Genomic DNA, 17,535 nt, shown 5'->3' on the forward strand with positions numbered 1-17,535 from the left:
CCGTCTGCTCATTCCCTCTCCCTCAGTTCCTGCAGGGTCCTGATCAGCTCGCTCCGGGCAAAGGGTTTCATGAGAAACGCGGCAATGCCCAGGTCGGCGGCCTGATTTTCGTCGATGCTTTCGCTGAAGCCGGTGGCGAGGATAATGGGGAGGCGGGGGCGCATGGCCAGGATCTTTTGCGCCAGTCTGGCGCCGGTCAGTTCCGGCATGGTCTGGTCGGTGATGACCAGATCGAAGGCGTCCGGGTCATCCTGAAAGGCGGCCCAGGCCTCCGTGCTCCTCACAAAGGAGGAGACGCGCCAGCCCAGACTTTCCAGGGTTTTTTTCTCAAGCTCCACCAGGGCGGTCTCGTCATCCACCACCAGGGCGTGTCCGGTTTTGCCGGCTGCCCTGTCCTCTTGCGGCTGTTCCGCTTCTTTTTCACCTTCAGGCGTCAGGATGACCGGGAAGTATACCTCCATGACGGTGCCCTGCCCGGGGGTGCTCTCCACCCGGATGGCGCCCTGGTGGCTCTTGACAATGCCAAGGACCGTGGCCAGGCCCAGCCCGGTGCCCTGCCCCAGCCCCTTGGTGGTGAAATAGGGCTCAAAAATCCGTTTCAGGTTCCCGGGCGCTATGCCATGGCCGGTATCGGCGATCCGGAGCAGGGCATGGGGGCCGGGGCTGAGTTCGAGCCGGGCGGCAAGATCGGCGTCAAGCCGCATCTCGCGCAGGCTCACGCTCAAGGTGCCGCCTTCCTCCTGCATGGCATGGTAGGCATTGGTGCAGAGATTCATGATCACCTGATGGATCTGGGTGGCATCGGCCAGAACGGGGCGGCAGCCGGTGGCGATATCCTGCTGTATCGCAATGGTGGCGGGCAGGGTGCCCTGGAGAAACTTCAGGGTTTCCTTGGTGATGGTCTGCAGGGAGAGGGGATTTTTTTCCGGCGTCATTTTCCGGCTGAAGGCAAGGATCTGCTTGACCAGTCCGGCCGCGCGGCCCGAAGCCTTGAGGATCTCCTGAAGGTTGGCTTCGAGCATGCCGGCCGGCGCCAGGGTCAGCGACAGTTCCGCATAGCCCTGGATGGCATAGAGCAGGTTGTTGAAATCATGGGCAATGCCGCCGGCCAGGGTGCCGATGGCCTCCATTTTCTGGGCCTGGCGCAGCTGCTCTTCATTCTGTTTGCGCTCGCTGATGTCCCGGGCGATAACGGCCAGACCGGCGTCGGTGCCGTGCAGGGCAAAGGCGTTCATTTCCACCGGGATCATGCGATTGCTGCCGGTGTTCACGAGTTCGGTTTCGTTTTGCCAGCCGTTGTTGTGCAAAACCGCCGGGAGAATCGCCTCCCGGAAGAGATGTTCGGCGCCGCCTGGCAGCAGCCGGCCAAGGGTCAATGCCGGCGGCAGGGGGTCAGGCAGGCCGGTCATCTTCCGGCCGGCCCGGTTGAGGTACCGGATCTCCCCTTCTGTTGAGCAGATGGCGATGAAGGCGCTGCTGTGTTCGATGATGTCGGCGAGCTTGGCTGTTTCCGCCTCCGCCTTTTTGCGGCCCGAGATGTCGGTGGCGATTTCCATGCGGACAATGCGGCCGTCCACCCAGGTGATGGCCCGGTCGATGCACTGGTACCAGGTGCCGGTGACCGTATTCTGAAATTCCCAGGCATGGGGAGGGGCCGGCTCTCCGCTGGCGTCCAGCAGCCTGTTGTTGGTGCAGAACGGGCAGGGTCCGTTCTGGCCCTGCTGGATGGTCTGCCAGCAGACCCTGCCGGTGATGTCGCCGAAGATATCCCGCACGCTTTTGTTGATGTAAAGGATCTCGTATGTCTGCATGTCCGCCACATAGACGATGGCGTTTAAGCCGTCCAGGATGGTGAGCAGGCGCTGGTGCGACTCGGCCACTTTTTTACTGCGTTCGTGGAGCTGATCCACCATGCGGTTGAAGGAGGCGGAAACAATGCCGATTTCATCCTCTTCCTGGTATTCCAGGCGGGCGTTCCAGTCGCCGGCGGAGAGTTGCGCCGCCTTTTCGCTGATCATCTGCAGGGGCCTGGTCGACTTGCGGGCGGTGAGAAAGGAGATGCCGCCGATCAGGGCAAGGGCGAACAGGGCGATGGCGGTCAGGATCGAGTAAAAACGGTAAAGCGGCGCCATGATCACCCGCTTGGGGACCAGGACGCCAAGGCCGTAATTGGCCGCGCGGACCGGGGCGTAAAAGAGGTGAAGCTCCTCCCCGCCCTTTGCCTCCACGAGGTGGAGATTGCCGCTCTTGCCGGCCAGGAGATCCTCGCCGGCCATGAGCAGTTCCGGTTGCGTTTCCTCAAGGATCCTGTGGCTCACCGTGATCTTTTCGCCGATTTCGTTGAGAACGGCCTCGCCTTTGTCGTCGGTGAGCAGATGGATCGCCTTTCCCGGATTTTGATGATAGACATAGGTGCCGTCCTGGGAGATGAGAAAGATCTTCGCCTCATCTCCGAAGTGGGAGAGCACCGTGGCTTTTATCTCGCTGATGACCCGTTCCAGTTCGGCCCATTCGATGGAACCCGAGACCATGCCCACCACCTGCTGATTGTCCTCGGAGAGGATGGTGGAGGCGACCATGATCTGCCGGACGCCGGTGAAATAGGAGACCATGGGGTTTGAGACGTAGACCCGGTCTTCCCGGTTCGGATTTTCACCGGCCGTGTATTGCCAGTAGTCACGCGCGGCAATGGACTTGAGCCTGGCGGTGGGCGAGCTGTTGTCAAAACTGAGCAGGCCGCCGAAGTGGGGGTTTCCTTCCGTGGTGATGTAATAGTTGCCCGGGTAATTGGGCAGCCCGAGCAGCATTTTTTCATAGATCCCCTTGTGCCGTGCCTCCTCCTGTTTGAGATAGGGGCCGATTTTTCGCCAGTCCATGGTGCGGAAAATGGGGGTATGCGCATAGGTGGTGATTTCCGCCTTCCGGGTTTCAAAGTAGCTGGAAAGCTCCCTGGCGCTTGAGATGGTCATCTCGGTGCCCAGCTTCAGGTTGACCTCCTTGAGCTGCCGGGCATTGAAAAATATGGAAACCCCAACAAGCAGGACGATGGAGAAAAGGCAGGTGCTTAAGAGGAGCAGGGTTATCTTTGTTCTAAATTTCATCGATCATCTTTATGCGCAGGGAAAAGAGGAACTGGTTCCTTCCCGTTATACGCCATTTTTTCCCGAAAGTTCAAGGAGATATTTGCCAGGATTTTCAGGGGGCCAAGGGTTCCCAGTCCCGCTTCTGCGCCTCTCCCACCCCCTGGTTGACCAGTTTTCCCAGGTAGACATTGATGCCCCGCGCCAGGGCCGGGTCGGCGGCCGCGGCGGCGGGAAGGCCTTTGCCGGCAATGGCAAGACAGTACGGCAGGGTGGCGTTGGTCAGGGCAAAGGTCGAAGTGCGTGGCACGGCGCCGGGCATGTTGGCCACGCAGTAGTGGATGATGCCGTCCACCTCGAAAATCGGCTCCGAGTGAAAGGTGGGCCGCGAGGTTTCCGCGCAGCCGCCCTGGTCGATGGCCACGTCGACGATGACCGCCCCTTTCCGCATCCGGGAGAGCATTGTTCTGCGGATCAGCTTGGGGGCGCTGCCGCCCGGCACCAGGATCGCGCCTATGACCAGATCCGCTTTTTGGAGCTCCTCTTCGATGTTGTGCCGGTTGGAGGCCAGAGTGGTAAGCCTGCCCCGGAAGAGGCCGTCGAGTTCGGCAAGGCGGCCGAGGTTTCTGCCCAGGATGGTGGTGTGCGCCCCAAGGCCCACGGCCATTTGCGCGGCATGGGTCGCCACGGTGCCGCTGCCCAGGATGACGACCCGACCGGGGGGTACGCCGGGGACTCCGGCCAGGAGGACGCCGCGGCCGCCCTGTTCTTTTTCCAGGAAGCGGGCGCCTTCCTGGATGGCCATCCGGCCTGCCACCTGACTCATGGGCGCCAGCAGCGGCAGTGAGCCGTCGGCCAGCTGCACGGTCTCGTAGGCCACGCCGATGACCTTTCTGGTAAGCAGTTCTTCGGTAAGGCCCGGCTGCGGGGCAAGGTGCAGATAGGTATAGAGAATCAGCCCTTGCCGAAGCAGAGGGTATTCGGCCGGCAGCGGCTCCTTGACCTTCATGACCAGATCGGCTCGGCCCCACACCTCTTGCGGGGTGGCGGCAATGGTGGCGCCGGCCGCCTGGTATTGGCCGTCGTCAATGCCGCTGCCCTCCCCTGCCCCGGCTTCGACGAACACCGTATGCCCGGCCTGGCTGAGGGCCTGGACCCCGGCCGGGACGATGGCGACCCGGAATTCCTTTTCCTTGATCTCCTTGGGAACGCCGATGATCATTTTTTCGCTCCTTGTGCATTCCTGGCCATTGCCGCAACCCGGTTCCTCATCTGGAGAATCTCGGCCGGATATCAGCGTTCTCCGGGATTCCTCGCGAGGCGCCGGATATTGCCGGTCGCTTCGGACCGGGCCGGATAATCATTCCACCACCAGCACGGCGCAGTGTTTGGCATGGTGCAGGATCCTGCTTGAGGTGGAGCCGAAAACGAACTCTTCGCTGGGGGAGATGCCGCGCCTGCCCACCACCACGATGCAGCAGCGCAGTTTTTCCTGTTCCTCCAGAATCGCATCGCCGATGGAGGCGCATTGTCGGATCAGCAGGCGGGTTTCGATCTGTTTTTCCGCAAATCCCGCCCCAAGCAGAATGGTTTTATAATCGGCCAGCCTTCTCTCCATGGCGGCCTTTTTTTCCGCCAGCCAGCCCAGCCGTTCTGTTTCGCTGGCAAAATAATCCTCGGACGGCTCGGGGATGATGGAAAGCAGGGTGATAAAAACGTCTCGGTAATCGCCGAAAAAATCGGCGACATACAAAACGGCGCGCTTGGAATTTTCCGATTCATCCACCGCCACCAGCAGGTGGCGTTCGGTATCTCTGCGCGCCAAATCGGTGAAAGTTCGTTCGCTCATCATCCCCTCCCTGTTTCCGCGATGAGGTCGGCTTGCGCCGTGGCCAGCTCTTCGAGCATCTGGCCGGTGTTTTCGTAAAAAATCGAAGCGCCCTGGGAAAAGTGCAGAAGAATTCTGTTCAAGGATTCCGGAATATAGGGGAAGATCTTTTTCAGGTTGGCCACCCTGTTTTTATAGGAGATGTTCAGATCTTCCCCCCACAACCGGTCGAACAGATCCCGCTGGTTGCTGTAGAGGTCCGGCACCAGGACATCGCCCTGGCCGGTCAGAAAGATGAGAATGTTGCCCAGGCCGTGGAGATCGAAGCCGAACATGGATTCGCCGTGCTGGTACGTGTAGTCGAAATCGATCCAGCGGTAGCATTCCCGTTCTCGATCCCAGAGAATGTGATCGCGCCGGATGTCGCCATGTTTCTCGCCGTGGTCGTGCAGAAATTGGATGGCCTGGACCAGCTCCATGAATTGGCCCAGGATCTTCGGGAAATACGCATGGAAATACTCGTGGTGACTGTTGCCGTATTCGACAATGATTTCATCCAGGATGCGGCCGGGAATGTATTCCAGAACCCGCACATTGTTGCCGGCCGTGTCCAGGGCCCAGGTTCCGTGCATGAAACGGGGATCGTCGGCAACCAGATCGAGAATGCGCGCCTCTTTCTTGGGGCTGCGAAAGCACTTGATTTCTATCTCCCCGATTCTGGTGGTGAATTCTTCATGGAAGACGAGCTTTAAAATCTTGGTGGCGCCGGTTTTCAGGTCGATGGCCCTTCGCACCCAGTACTTGGGTTGATCGTCGATGCCGAACCGCCCCTCTTTTTCATAGCGCTTGATCCAATAGGCATTGCCGGCCAGGAGAACCACGTCGTTGTATTCCACCCTGAAAAAATCGCTGGTGTCGGTGATGATTTTAAATCTTTCCGGCACCCGCTCCGGCCCGGCATGGGAAGCGATGAGATCCTGGACCTCCGATTTTGAGAAGGTGTTGGCAGTCGGCACGGGAAACCCCTCCTTGTGTTTTCATGGTAGCATTGAAGGAAGGGAAAATGACAAAAAAATTTCAGGCCAAGGACAATAGGCGGGCGGGGGGAGAACGGTGTTGCTGCCTGCCGTCATACGTGGTTTCGTAAGGCAAGCTCCATGGGGTGGGGATTCAGATAGTACTGCTCGGCCAGGTAGATCTCGCCGTATTTGCGCACATAGTGGTTGATGAGCGTTACCGGCACGATGAGGGGAAGATATTCCCGGCCGTACTGCTCGATCAGGGTAAGCAGCTCCTGCTTCTCAGCCTTGCCGAGCACCTTTTTGAAATAGCCGGCCATGTGCATGAGGACATTGACGTTTTTCCGCACTGTTGATTGGCAGGACAAGGCCCGCAGCATCAGCCTTTCGTATTCGGCGAAAAGTTCCGCCGCGTTCTTCTCCTTGGCCCTGGCCACCAGCTGCCCCAGCTGCCGGTAAAGCCTTTCATTGTGCGCCAGCAGGAGCAGCTTGTGGCGGGTGTGGAAGGCGATCAGGTCGCCTCGGCTTCCGGTTTTCGCCAGTTCCCGCCAGCGGGTAAGCACGAAGATACGGGTGATGAAGTTTTCCCGCAGGCCCGGATCGTGCAGCCGGCCCTCATCTTCCACGGGCAGCAGGGGGAAATGCTCCATGAAGGCCCTGGCAAAGAGCCCTACCCCCGTGTGCTGCGGGCTGCCATTGCCGTCTTCCCGGTAGACCTTGACCCGCGCCATGCCGCTGGACGGAGAGCGGCTCTTGAAGACAAAGCCGCAAAGCGCCTCTTTTTCCAGCGTTGTCACCCGTTTTTCCGCCCACTCCCGCATGCGGCGGCTCAGGTCTGTTTTCGTATGGATGGTGACAAGTCTGGGCGCTGCCGGATCGCCCACCAGGCGCATGGCCTCCCGGGGAACGCCCAGGCCGCATTCCGCTTCCGGGCAGACCGGGACAAAATCCACAAACCGGCCCAGGGTGTCCATCAGGAAGGGGTCGCGGCTGTGGCCGCCGTCGTAGCGCACTTTCTCGCCGGTAAGGCAGCTGCTGATGCCGAGTCTGATCTTTGTTTCCATTCCAGGCCATGGTAGCGCATTCCGGCCTCAACCGCAAAGCGGCAATGGGAAAAAAATCAGGGAGGATTCAGGAAGCCCCCGAACCGCGCAAGGGTCAGTCGTCGTTTTTCAGGGAGTGGCAGACGAAACAGCCGCCGGTGGCCGCCGTGCCTGCCTGCATCTCCGTATAGTCCCAACGGAGCATGTCAGGATAGGGGCTGGCATGGGCCATATGGCAGGAAAGGCAGGTGACCACGTCCGTGCCTGGCGTAACGCTGGCGCTGGCGTTTTCCGGGACAATCGTCCGGCCCACCGGCACGGTGGGGTCGTAGGTCGTGTAATTCTGATATTCACCGGAGTTTTTGATGACAATATCGTTGGGGTGCCTGATGAAGGGGGAAACGCTGCCGGTGCCGATGCCGTCCTCCCCGTTATCGCTCAGGGTGTGAAAGTTGCCGTGGCAGGTGCCGCAGAAGCCGCTGATGGTATTGCTGGGCGGCGAGACGCTGTCCGGCTGTTCGTGGCAGTGGCGGGTGCTGCAGCTCAACTCCAGGGGGGCGGAGGTGCCATAATATTCGTTGTGGCTCGCGGCGCTGGTGTTCTGCCACTTGTCCACCTGATTTTCGTAGCCCTTCACTCCGCGGAGAAAGCGATAGCTGTTGCCCACGGTGGTGGCGCTGTCGCATCTGCCGTCCACATTGTTGTGGTGCGCTCCTCCCAGGGCCTGCAGCCCGGTGGGGCCTGAAATGCTGTAGCGGACCCCGTGGCAGCCATTGGTGCCCGCGCAGGTCAGGTTGTCGCTGTTCACGTTGCCGCCGTCGTCATGGAAGAAAGCATGGATGCCGCCCGGCGGCTCGTACAGGACATCATCCTTGTTGCCAAGATCGATGACGTTGTGGCCATGGCTGTCTGCGGGAGTGTCGCCCTTGCCGCCCAGGATATAGGCATAGTTGCCGGCGGCCAGGTCGCCGGAGGCGTCGGTATGATAGACCTGGGGAACCTGGCTGTCGGCCATGTTCAGGATTTTTTGGTTGCTGCCCTGGGCGTGGCAGCCGGCGCAGGAGCCGCGCAGCAGATACTCGTTCACCGCCGTGCTGACGCCGCCCAGGGCCATGGTGGCGCCGTCCTGGCTGTTGTGCATGGTGTGGCAGTTTGAGCAGATTCCGGAAATCCGCGCCGTGCCAGGGGCGGCAAATGTGAGTATGACGGCAGGGGTGATAAACCCTGTCAAGAGCAGCAAGGGAAGAGAAGAACGTTTTTTCAGGCGCATACGTTTATTCCTATCGTAATGGAGGCGAACCGGCAAGGTATTTTAAATAAGCATTTTTTGTGCCAAGCTCTAACCAATGACTGGTGTCGATTGGAATCGGTATCATATCAATATGTTATGCATAATTCGCCCGGTGCTTTGGGGGGGATCGTTCTGGCGTTTTCGCCAGTTTTTGTCGGAAGGAATGACAATATCTGGTCATTTGGCGGCACCATTTTTCTCTGCCGGTGTCTCCAGACAGGTTGGCATGGCGCGCAATGTTGTGATGGTGATTGCGGAAAAGAGGAATGTCCGTCGGGGCGCGGGAACAGCCCCACCGGAATCGGCTGGCCCGGTTTTTTCCTGCCCGGAGGGTCTATGCGACACCGGAACGGCGAGGTCGCCGAAGAGCGCTTGGTGACTTCTCACGTGTGCGCCAAGGCGCACTTGGGTCGCGAAGGTGACGAGCCCCTGTCTTCGCTGTCCTGGAGTGGAGGGGGCTGCAAGGATAAAGGCGGCCAGCGCCGCCTTTATCCTTGCAGCCCCAATGCCTGCCGTTTTTTGCTGATCCGGGCATCAAAGAGTTCCGCCGCCCTGCCAGGATCGGACTCCACCACAAAACTTGCACCCACCAGCCCTTCCAGGCCGTTCAAGGCCAGATCGGTCACGGCCTGGGAGCCGAGGATGTTGGGGGGCAGGCCCAGGTGGGTGTAAATGCCGCTGGCCACCGCGTACATGCCGATGGCCGCGGCTTTTTCCGAATACCATTCCGGCGAGGAGGCACCCACCGGCAGGTCGGAGATATCCACGTCCAGCTCCCTGGCGATCAGGGCGCAGAGATGGATGATCCGGGAGTTGTCCACGCAACTGCCCATGTGCAGCACCGGTGGCACTCCCAGACTCCCGCAGACCTCCTTGAGGCCAGGGCCCGCCATGGCGATGGCCTCGGGCAGCAGGAGGCCCGCCTTGCCGCAGGCCGTGGTGGCGCAACCGGTGACCAGCACCATGATGTCCTTCTTGATCAGGGCCTTGGCCAGGCCGACGTTGCCGGAATCCTGCTGGATCTTCGGGTTATTGCAGCCGACGATGGCGACAAAGCCACGAACCTTGCCCGCCTTGACCGCGTCGAGAAGCGGGGTCAGGCTGCCGCCCAGGGCGGCAACGATTGCCTCGTTGCTGAAGCCGGTCATGATCTCCACCGGCTCCACCGGAATTTCGACCCGCCCGGCATCACGCTTGGCATACTGGGCGATGGCGAGGCTGACGATCTCCTTGGCCTGATTGAAAGCGGTGGCCGGGTTGATGTCAAAGTGGATGGCGCCGGTGAACTTCGCCTTGTTGGCCGTGGTGACGAACTTGGTGTGGTAACAGGAGGCTGCCTGCACCAGGCTCGGCATGATGCACTGGTAGTCCACCACCACCGCCTCCACCGCGCCGCTGACGATGGCCAGCTCGGTCATCAGATGGTTGCCGGCCATGGGGATGCCCTGGCGGGCCATGATTTCGTTGCCCGTGCAGCAAAGGCCGGCCACGTTGATGCCGTTGGCCTTGATCGCGCTTGCCCTGGCCAGCATTTCCGGGTCGTTGGCCGCCGCCACGATCATCTCGCTGACCACCGGGTTGTGCCCGTGCACCAGGATGTTGATCTGGTCTTTTTTGAGCACCCCCAGGTTGATCTGGGCTTTTTTCGGGATGGGGGTGCCGAAGATCACGTCGGAGAGTTCGGTGCCGATCATCGAGCCTGCCCAGCCGTCGGAGAGAGCGGTGCGGGCCGCATGGATCAGGGTGTTGGCCGCGTCGTTGTCGCAGCCCATGTGGGTGCGGTGCATCATTTCGGCGATTTCCCGGTCCACGCCCCGGGGGATCATGCCCAGTTTACGCCAGATGGCCTTGCGTTTTTCCGGCACCCGGCAGAGAAAGGAGACCTCCCTTTTGCGGGAGCCGAAATCGGCAAAGAGCAGTTCCATGAGTTCGCTTGCCACCTCCAGCAGGGGGCGCCCCTCTTCCTCGATGCCGAGTTCCGCCGCGATCCGCCGCAGCTTGCCTTGGTCGGTGATCTTGTAGTCAGAGGTTTTGCCTTCGACAATGGCCTCCAGCACCTCGAGCAGATCGCGGCCATGGTCCGAGTGGCCGGCCGAGCCGCCGGCGATGAAACGGCCGAAGTTGCGGGCCACGATCACATCGGCGTCGGCCCCGCAGACCCCGCGCACCATCTTGCTCCCCTCCTTGCTGCTCACCCGGCATGGACCCATGACGCAGTTGCGGCAGGTGGTGCCGAGTTCGCAGAACTTGCAGTGGGGAGTCTGGCGTTCCAGGCGGTCCCAGGCGGTTTCCACCCCGTCCCTCTCCGCCTTGCCCAGCATCCGGCGGGCATCCTCCCAGATGGTTTTTTCCTCGGCTGAACGTTTCCTGTTTTCCATGCGCCTCCTCCCTGTCGGCTCTTGCGCTGAGATGGCTGCCGCCACTGATCGACTAAAAAATACTATAGCAAATAGTCAACGGGATGGGTGGTTTTTGCAAAGAAAAAATCGGCCTGTTTTGCCTGCATGATTGCGATGAACAGCAGACCTGATTTTGGCTATTCTTCAATCAGCTCTTTGAAATAGAGAATGGATGGGTAGCGGCTTGAATATTGGACCGGTTTGCTGCTGCTGGGCCTGGCCACATAGATCAGGGCGCCGAAGCCGAAAAGGGCGGCGGAATCGAGGACACGTTCGGTGTCATCGGCAAACATGGTGTGTTCGCGGCGAAAACCGAGCATTTTTTCGAGCCTCGCCCAGAAATCCGGATCCTCCTTGGCAACCCCGATCTCCTCCGAACAGATGATGCCATCGAAATAGCCCGCCAGGGCGGTTTTTTCCATCTTGATGGTTAAGGTCTTGCTGTGGGCGTTGGTGACCAGATAGATCCGCTTGCTTTTTTTTCTGCAGAACTTGAGAAAATCCACCACATAGGGATGGACGCCGATGAGGTGGTTGATTTTCATTTTGAGGGCCGGAATGTCCAGCCCCAGCTCGGTTGACCAGAAATCGAGATCGGTCCAGGCCAGTTTTCCCTCCTGGGTCCTGTAGCGGGCGAGCAGTTCTTTTTTCGCCGCCTCGATGCTGATGCGATTTTGCCGGGCATAGACCTCGGGGACGTAATGCTCCCAGAAATAGTCGTCGAAATGGCGGTCCAGGAGGGTTCCGTCCATGTCGAGGAGCACCGTCTCGATCTGTTGCCAGTTCACCTTGCACTTCTTTTCACTGGTCAACAAGGCGATTCTCCCCGCTTTGCCGCAGCCACTGCAGAAGAGTTATCCCTTTCACCCGCGTCTCGGCCAGGCTCTTGAAAATGGTTGCCATCGCCGCCTCATCCTCCGGAGGAATGAGAAAACCGGGAATCGTCTCTGCCCGGGCAAGGCGCGCATCGTTTTCGCCTTCGCCGGCTAGAGCGCCCAGCACCACCAGCATGTTTCCCCATATCCCATTCGAGGCGACATGCTCCACAAGCTGCAGGAAGAGGGTGTTGCCGGTGACCACCGCGGCCGGTACTTCTGCGCTGCCGCTCTGTGCGCAGTTCGTCTTCGAGACAAAGGCGCGGCACATCATGGGCCGCACCGGGTAGATCGAGCAGAGGTTTTCAACCAGAAAGGGACAGGGCCGCAAATCCCATGGATTATCCGGCTGTTCCGGCGGCTCGCATCCGGCAAGGCAGAAGCGGGCAAAGGCGTTGGTGGTCAGGGGCTGATGCGCCAGCCCTGGCCCTGGCCGTTTCCAGGCGGTGGCGTCTCCCTGCTTCGGAACGCGGCCTGTTTCGCCCAGGAAGCGTTGGATGGCGCCGCCTTCCAGGCCGGTGATGTTCACGCTTTGGGTACAGCAGGAGGTGCAGCCTGGAGCGCAGGTCCAGGGCTGCATGCCGAGCCAGGTCTCATGTATGGAATAGAGGGCGGCAAGCACCTGTTCGGCGCCGATTTTTTGCTGTTTTGCAGGTGATGTCATCATCAGCCGGTGATGAGGCTGCCGATCAGCTCATGTACGCTTTGCAGCCGGTTTTCCGTGAGGTATTTTTCGATTCCTTGCACTATCTCTTCGCTGGCCCCGGGATTGACGAGGTTTGCGGTGCCCACCTCGATGGCCGATGCCCCGGCCAGGAGAAACTCGATGGCATCCGTGGCGGTGCTGATGCCGCCGATGCCGATCACCGGAACGCTCACCGCCTGGGCAACCTGCCAGACCATGCGCAGGGCGATGGGTTTCACGGCAGGCCCTGAGAGGCCGCCGACAATATTGGCCAGTTTCGGGCGTTTACTTTTGATGTCAATGGCCATGCCGAGCAGGGTGTTGATGAGGGAGACGGCGTCTGCTCCCCCGTTTTCCACGGCTTTGGCAATGGTTGTGATATCGGTGACATTGGGAGAAAGCTTGACGATGACCGGCAGCGCGCTTTTGGCGCACACCGCCCTGGTCACCGCCTCGGCCATCACCGCATCGGTGCCGAAGGCAACCCCGCCTTTCTTCACATTGGGGCAGGAGATGTTCACCTCGATGGCATGGATTCCTTGCACGGCGCTGAGTCTTTCCGCCAGGATCTGATAATCCTCCAGGCTGTCCCCGAGGATATTGACGATCACCTTGGTGCCTATCCCCCGCAGGTATGGCATTTTTTCGCTGATGAAGCGGTCGAGGCCGACGTTTTCCAGGCCGATGGCGTTGAGCATGCCGCCGGCTGTTTCCACGATGCGGGGCGGGGGGTTGCCCCGGCGCGGGGTCAGGGAAATTCCCTTGACCACCACCGCGCCCAAGCGATGCAGATTGACATAGGGGGCGAACTCCTTCGCGTAGCCAAAGGTTCCCGAGGCGGTCATCACCGGATTCTTGAAAACCTCGGCCCCGATGCTGATGCGCAGATCCGTAGTGTTCATATCCATGCCACCTCGTTTGCGTCAAATACCGGGCCATCCTTGCAGACATGGAGATAGTCGCCGGCAAGCCCGGCAGCGGGAATGGCGCAGCCCAGGCAGGCGGCTATTCCACAGGCCATCATCGTTTCCAGCGACACCTGGCAGGGGCAGGAAAGTGCCCTGCTCTGTTTCACCACCGCATGCAGCATGGGGTGCGGTCCGCAGCTGCATACCTGCCATTGTTCTTCTTTCCCCATGTGCAAGGGCATCAACTCAGCCACATAGCCATGGTGGCCCAGGGAGCCGTCGTCGGTGGCAAGGTGGAGTTCCCTGACCCCGAGGGCACGGAAATCCTCGGCCAGTTGCGCAAGCTCTCCGGAATTACGGGCGCCGAGCAAGACGACGAGCTTGGGAATGGAGGCGCGACGCAACAGCTCCCTGGCAAGGAAATAAAGGGGAGCAATACCCATGCCCCCGCCCACCAGGCAGAACGCCGCCCGCTTTTCCAGGGAATAGCCGTGGCCCAGCGGACCGACCAGATTCAGCGTATTTCCTTTTTCCAGGCCGGCGAGGATCCGGGTGCCCTTGCCGAGAACCTTGAACAGGATCTGGACCATGCCGTCAGCGGTTGCCTGATGGATGGAAAAGGGTCTGCGCAGCAAGGGGTCATGGCCGTCGCTTACCTTTACCATGATAAATTGGCCCGGTTTGGCGCTGGCGGCGATGTCCGGCGCCCTGAGGGTCATTCGGACAATATCGCCGGTGATATGTTCCTGCCTGACGATTTCCGCCTGGCTCTGATATTGACTCATTTTCGTCATCGTTTGCGCGGGTTTGTTTTTTCTAACCACATGTATTTGTGGTATTTTTGCAAGTTTTACTTGGAGTCGGGCAGGATGAGGCCCAGCAACCGATCAAGGTCATCGGTGGAATAATATTCTATTTCCACCTTGCCGCGGCTGCCGTTCTGGATGATCTTCGCCTTGGTGCCCAGGTAGTTGATGAGATCGTTGGCCATTGAGCGACAGTAGGATTCCGGCAGCGCGTTGCCGGATTTTCTCGGCCGGCTCCCTCCCCTGCCATTCCCCTGGCCAATGGTTTTTTTCTGTTTTTTCGCCAGCGCCTCTGCCTGCCTGACCGTGAGACCCTGCTCGACGATTTCGTCGCGCATCTCCCGCATGGTCGATTCATCATCCACACTGAGCAGAACCCGGGCATGACCCATGCTCAGTGTTCCCCGGATCAGGTCCTCTTTGGCAAAATCAGGCAGCTGGTTGATCCTGAGGGCATTCGCCACGGTTGAGCGTTCCTTGCCCACCCGTTTTGCGACCTCTTCCTGGGTCAGGTTGAACTCCTTGACCAGCCGGAGGTATGCCTCTGCCTCTTCAAGGGGGTTGAGATCCTGGCGCTGAATGTTTTCGATCAGGGCCAGTTCCAGACGATCCTGGGGCGATACGTCCTTGACCAGGACAGGAACCTCGTCCACGCCCGCCATTTTTGCCGCCCGCCAGCGTCGCTCGCCGGCGATGATCTGGTAGCCGCCATGGTCCAACTGGCAGACCACCAGGGGCAGAAGAATACCCTTCTCGCTGATCGAGGAGGATAATTGGACCAGGGCCTCATCATTGATATCTTTTCGCGGCTGATGGGGGTTTGGTTCGATGGAATCAATGGGACAGAGAAAATATTCACCGCCTTCACCTCTCCCTGAGGGCAGCAAGGCGTTTAATCCCTTCCCCAGGGCCGGGGCTGTTCTTTTGCTCATGATTTTATTCCTCCTTCCCGCTCGTCTGGGCCTTCTGCTGTTTGCGTAAAAACTCCCGTCCCAATTTCAAATAGCTCTGGGCCCCGCTGGACCGTTTGTCGTACATGATTGCGGCCTGGCCATGGCTCGGGCACTCGCTCAAGCGCACGTTCCTGGGAATGACCGTGTTGTAGACCCGGCCCTGGAAGTGGTTTTTCACTTCGCTCACCACCTGATGGGTCAATTTATTTCTGCCGTCGTACATGGTGAGCAGCAGGCCCTCGATTGCCAGGTTCCGGTTGTAGGAATTCTTTACCAGGCGAATGGTTCGCACCAGTTGGCTCAATCCCTCCAGGGCGAAATATTCGCACTGCAAAGGGATAATGACGGTGTCGGCGGCGGTAAGTGCGTTGATGGTGAGCAAGCCCAGGGATGGGGGGCAATCGATGAAGATGAAATCATATTGCGGGCGGAGCGGCTCCAGAACCTTGGCGAGGTAGCGTTCGCGCTGGGCAGCGGTGATCAACTCCACCTCCACCCCGATCAGGTCGATTCGGGTGGGCAGCACGGACAGTTTGCTGATTTCCGCCACCTGGCAGATGGCCGTGTCCGGGGTTGCCTCGCCCATGTAGCAGTGATAAAGGTGGCTTTTGCTGTTCGCGCCGTTGATGCCGAGGCCGCTTGAGGCATTGCCTTGCGGGTCCGAGTCCACCAGGAGCACTCTTTTGCCCAGCAAGGCCACCGAGGCCGCCAGGTTGATAGCGGTCGTCGTCTTCCCCACCCCACCCTTTTGGTTTGCCAGCGCAACAATCTTTGCCTTGTTCGACATGCCTGAAAGCCCCTCCCCTGCTGGATTTCCGCCGCTATTGGCGGGTTTCCCGCCGCCTTCCGTGGCTGAAGACGCAGGCCGGCGGGGAAATTTCAGTCATAATAACACAACAAGCCCGGCTCGTCTTCCCCTTAATCTCTTCCCGTTTGTTTTTGCAAGCCTCATACTCCTGTCCACCCGGGGCCGGAAAGATGTTTCACGTGGAACATCTTTCATTTTTATAATTGTTTCAGCATGTTAGAATGGAAACGATCAGCTCGGTGGTGCGCAGCATGTCGTTGAGGTCGATGGATTCCTCGGTGCTGTGAACATGGTCCATGCCGATGCCGATGATGGCGCTTGCAAAGCCCTTGCCGTTCAAAATGTTGGCATCGCTTCCCCCGCCCGCCCGCAAGTATTGGAGGGGGCGGCCAAGGCTTTGCGCCGCCTTGGCCACTCGGGTGACGACCGGCTCGGTGCAATCCAGGTGCATGGCCGGGTATTCGTCTGAGACCTCGATTTCCAGGCCGGGGCGAACACCGGTTGCGAGGCGGGAGTTCGCCGGAGGAGTCCAGTCAGCCACCGCCGCCCGAATGGAGCCGAGGATGGCGTGCGTGTGCGCTTTGAGCTTGGCCGGAGAGTGGCTTCGGACCTCGCCGTCAAAGCGGACGGTTTCCGGAACGATATTGGTTGCCTTGCCGCCGGAGATGAGCCCTATGTTGGCGGTGGATTCATCGTCCAGTCTGCCGAGGGGGAGCTCAGCCACCGCCTTTCCGGCAAGCTGGATTGCATTGATGCCCCGTTCCGGATGGAGTCCTGCATGGGCTGCCGCCCCGGTAATGGTGCAGGTGAAGTGAACCGCGGCCGGCGCCCCGGTGATGACCAGATCGACGCCGGTGCTGTCCAGGGCATAACCCATTCCTGCCTTGAGCAGGGAGACATCCAGGGCCTTGGCGCCCAGCAAGCCGATCTCTTCGCAGGTGGTGAAGACAAGATCCACGGGCAGATGCGGCAGCCCGGACTCCTTGAGATAACGCATGGCCTCGATGAGAATGGCGATACCGGCCTTGTCGTCACCGCCGAGGATGGTATCGCCGCTGCTGAAAAATCGGCTCCCTCTGCGGATGACCTTCACCCCGCAGCCAGGTTCGACGGTGTCCATGTGACAGGTGAAGAAAATTGGGGGCCCGGGGAGGACGCCGGGGAAATGGACGACAAGATTTCCCGTCTCGGAGCCGGTCTGGAGCTCGGAGGAATCTTTCCGGAGGACCGCCTCCGGAAAGTCGGCCCGGAAAAGAGCTTCTAAAAATTGCGCCATGCGTCCTTCCCTGCGGGAGGGAGAATCGATTTCACACATGGTCTGGAAAACTTGGGCAAGACGGCTCTCGTTAATTTTCATAAATCCTCTTGAAAGTGTTGACGGGGGTGGCGGAAATTGTTTAAATTAAGAATCATTATCATCTGGGTGGACCATGAAGGCAGGATACAGTGAGCGCGAACCCTATATCACCAAGGATGGATCGCTGATCCGGGAACTGCTCCATCCGCGCCATTCCGGGATTTCAATGCTGCAGAGTCTGGCGCAGGCAACCGTGGCGGCGGGTAGGGAAACGGAGCTGCACCGCCACCGGATGAGCGAGGAAATATACCATTTCACCCAAGAATACGGCATTGTAACCCTTGGCGAGAAAGTTCTCAAAGTGGAAAAGGGGGATTCCATACTCATCAGCCCCGGAGTCTGGCATAAGGTGAAAAATACCGGCCGGAAAGATCTGGTCTTTCTCTGCTGCTGCTCGCCGGCGTATCGGCATGAAGACACGGAGCTTTCCGCGGAAACGGTTTCTGCATCAAAATGAACAGGAAGACAGGAACAACCCAAGGA

General features: G+C 59.6%; 15 protein-coding genes. 1 reads left to right on the top strand and 14 read right to left on the bottom strand.

Features of this window, described 5'->3' with window-relative positions:
* Positions 1-8: 8 nt before the first annotated feature.
* The 14 genes from ACUUL3_RS14490 to ACUUL3_RS14555 all read right to left on the bottom strand — a co-directional run bounded on the left by ACUUL3_RS14490 (position 9) and on the right by ACUUL3_RS14555 (position 17,052).
* Positions 9-3,101, bottom strand: coding sequence for an ATP-binding protein (locus ACUUL3_RS14490; protein WP_448552511.1), 3,093 nt, complete (start codon positions 3,099-3,101; stop codon positions 9-11).
* A 94-nt stretch (positions 3,102-3,195) separates the two neighbouring features.
* Positions 3,196-4,302 carry an alanine dehydrogenase gene (gene ald / locus ACUUL3_RS14495; RefSeq protein ID WP_448552513.1) on the bottom strand — a complete coding sequence of 369 codons (1,107 nt, stop codon included), beginning with the start codon at positions 4,300-4,302 and terminating at the stop codon, positions 3,196-3,198.
* A 138-nt stretch (positions 4,303-4,440) separates the two neighbouring features.
* Entirely contained in the window at positions 4,441-4,932 is a 492-nt protein-coding gene (locus tag ACUUL3_RS14500; protein WP_448552515.1) for a universal stress protein, read from the bottom strand.
* Positions 4,929-5,924: a hypothetical protein gene (locus ACUUL3_RS14505; protein ID WP_448552517.1), complete on the bottom strand. Its 996-nt coding sequence runs from the start codon at positions 5,922-5,924 to the stop codon at positions 4,929-4,931. The genes ACUUL3_RS14500 and ACUUL3_RS14505 overlap by 4 nt, the downstream gene beginning before the upstream one ends.
* 113 nt (positions 5,925-6,037) lie before the next feature.
* On the bottom strand, positions 6,038-6,991 hold the full coding sequence (locus tag ACUUL3_RS14510; RefSeq protein WP_448552519.1) for a YbgA family protein: 954 nt from the start codon (positions 6,989-6,991) through the stop codon (positions 6,038-6,040).
* 94 nt (positions 6,992-7,085) lie between these two features.
* Entirely contained in the window at positions 7,086-8,240 is a 1,155-nt protein-coding gene (locus tag ACUUL3_RS14515; RefSeq protein WP_448552521.1) for a cytochrome c3 family protein, read from the bottom strand.
* A gap of 509 nt (positions 8,241-8,749) precedes the next feature.
* Positions 8,750-10,639 (bottom strand): anaerobic carbon-monoxide dehydrogenase catalytic subunit, encoded by a 1,890-nt coding sequence (gene cooS, locus ACUUL3_RS14520; protein WP_448552523.1) that lies wholly within the window; start codon positions 10,637-10,639, stop codon positions 8,750-8,752.
* Between the two features lie 158 nt (positions 10,640-10,797).
* Positions 10,798-11,412, bottom strand: coding sequence for an HAD-IA family hydrolase (locus tag ACUUL3_RS14525; protein ID WP_448556499.1), 615 nt, complete (start codon positions 11,410-11,412; stop codon positions 10,798-10,800).
* 49 nt (positions 11,413-11,461) lie between these two features.
* The gene (locus tag ACUUL3_RS14530; protein WP_448552525.1) at positions 11,462-12,202 is read right to left on the bottom strand and encodes a YkgJ family cysteine cluster protein; all 741 of its coding nucleotides are present in this window, start codon (positions 12,200-12,202) and stop codon (positions 11,462-11,464) included.
* Positions 12,202-13,122 carry a dihydroorotate dehydrogenase gene (locus ACUUL3_RS14535; RefSeq protein ID WP_448552527.1) on the bottom strand — a complete coding sequence of 307 codons (921 nt, stop codon included), beginning with the start codon at positions 13,120-13,122 and terminating at the stop codon, positions 12,202-12,204. Before ACUUL3_RS14535 ends, ACUUL3_RS14530 begins: the two co-directional genes overlap by 1 nt.
* The gene (locus ACUUL3_RS14540; RefSeq protein WP_448552529.1) at positions 13,119-13,913 is read right to left on the bottom strand and encodes a dihydroorotate dehydrogenase electron transfer subunit; all 795 of its coding nucleotides are present in this window, start codon (positions 13,911-13,913) and stop codon (positions 13,119-13,121) included. The genes ACUUL3_RS14535 and ACUUL3_RS14540 overlap by 4 nt, the downstream gene beginning before the upstream one ends.
* 65 nt (positions 13,914-13,978) lie before the next feature.
* Complete coding sequence (locus ACUUL3_RS14545; RefSeq protein WP_448552531.1) at positions 13,979-14,866, bottom strand: ParB/RepB/Spo0J family partition protein; 888 nt, start codon at positions 14,864-14,866, stop codon at positions 13,979-13,981.
* Between the two features lie 4 nt (positions 14,867-14,870).
* Positions 14,871-15,674, bottom strand: a complete 804-nt coding sequence (locus ACUUL3_RS14550) for a ParA family protein (protein ID WP_448552533.1) — start codon at positions 15,672-15,674, stop codon at positions 14,871-14,873.
* Positions 15,675-15,903: 229 nt separating this feature from the next.
* Positions 15,904-17,052, bottom strand: a complete 1,149-nt coding sequence (locus tag ACUUL3_RS14555; RefSeq protein ID WP_448552535.1) for a M20/M25/M40 family metallo-hydrolase — start codon at positions 17,050-17,052, stop codon at positions 15,904-15,906.
* A 73-nt stretch (positions 17,053-17,125) separates the two neighbouring features.
* Here ACUUL3_RS14555 and ACUUL3_RS14560 point away from each other — a divergent pair, with 73 nt between their 5' ends.
* Positions 17,126-17,509, top strand: a complete 384-nt coding sequence (locus ACUUL3_RS14560) for a cupin domain-containing protein (protein WP_448552537.1) — start codon at positions 17,126-17,128, stop codon at positions 17,507-17,509.
* The last annotated feature ends 26 nt before the right edge of the window (positions 17,510-17,535 follow it).

This window comes from Thiovibrio sp. JS02 (assembly GCF_053485635.1).

Bases quoted from the DNA above. Each gene is read 5' to 3' on its own strand.
- ACUUL3_RS14490 (WP_448552511.1), bottom strand. From the start codon at position 3,101: ATGAAATTTAGAACAAAGATAACCCTGCTCCTCTTAAGCACCTGCCTT.
- ald (WP_448552513.1), bottom strand. From the start codon at position 4,302: ATGATCATCGGCGTTCCCAAGGAGATCAAGGAAAAGGAATTCCGGGTC.
- ACUUL3_RS14500 (WP_448552515.1), bottom strand. From the start codon at position 4,932: ATGATGAGCGAACGAACTTTCACCGATTTGGCGCGCAGAGATACCGAA.
- ACUUL3_RS14510 (WP_448552519.1), bottom strand. From the start codon at position 6,991: ATGGAAACAAAGATCAGACTCGGCATCAGCAGCTGCCTTACCGGCGAG.
- ACUUL3_RS14515 (WP_448552521.1), bottom strand. From the start codon at position 8,240: ATGCGCCTGAAAAAACGTTCTTCTCTTCCCTTGCTGCTCTTGACAGGG.
- cooS (WP_448552523.1), bottom strand. From the start codon at position 10,639: ATGGAAAACAGGAAACGTTCAGCCGAGGAAAAAACCATCTGGGAGGAT.
- ACUUL3_RS14525 (WP_448556499.1), bottom strand. From the start codon at position 11,412: ATGGACGGAACCCTCCTGGACCGCCATTTCGACGACTATTTCTGGGAG.
- ACUUL3_RS14530 (WP_448552525.1), bottom strand. From the start codon at position 12,202: ATGATGACATCACCTGCAAAACAGCAAAAAATCGGCGCCGAACAGGTG.
- ACUUL3_RS14535 (WP_448552527.1), bottom strand. From the start codon at position 13,122: ATGAACACTACGGATCTGCGCATCAGCATCGGGGCCGAGGTTTTCAAG.
- ACUUL3_RS14540 (WP_448552529.1), bottom strand. From the start codon at position 13,913: ATGAGTCAATATCAGAGCCAGGCGGAAATCGTCAGGCAGGAACATATC.
- ACUUL3_RS14545 (WP_448552531.1), bottom strand. From the start codon at position 14,866: ATGAGCAAAAGAACAGCCCCGGCCCTGGGGAAGGGATTAAACGCCTTG.
- ACUUL3_RS14550 (WP_448552533.1), bottom strand. From the start codon at position 15,674: ATGTCGAACAAGGCAAAGATTGTTGCGCTGGCAAACCAAAAGGGTGGG.
- ACUUL3_RS14555 (WP_448552535.1), bottom strand. From the start codon at position 17,052: ATGAAAATTAACGAGAGCCGTCTTGCCCAAGTTTTCCAGACCATGTGT.
- ACUUL3_RS14560 (WP_448552537.1), top strand. From the start codon at position 17,126: ATGAAGGCAGGATACAGTGAGCGCGAACCCTATATCACCAAGGATGGA.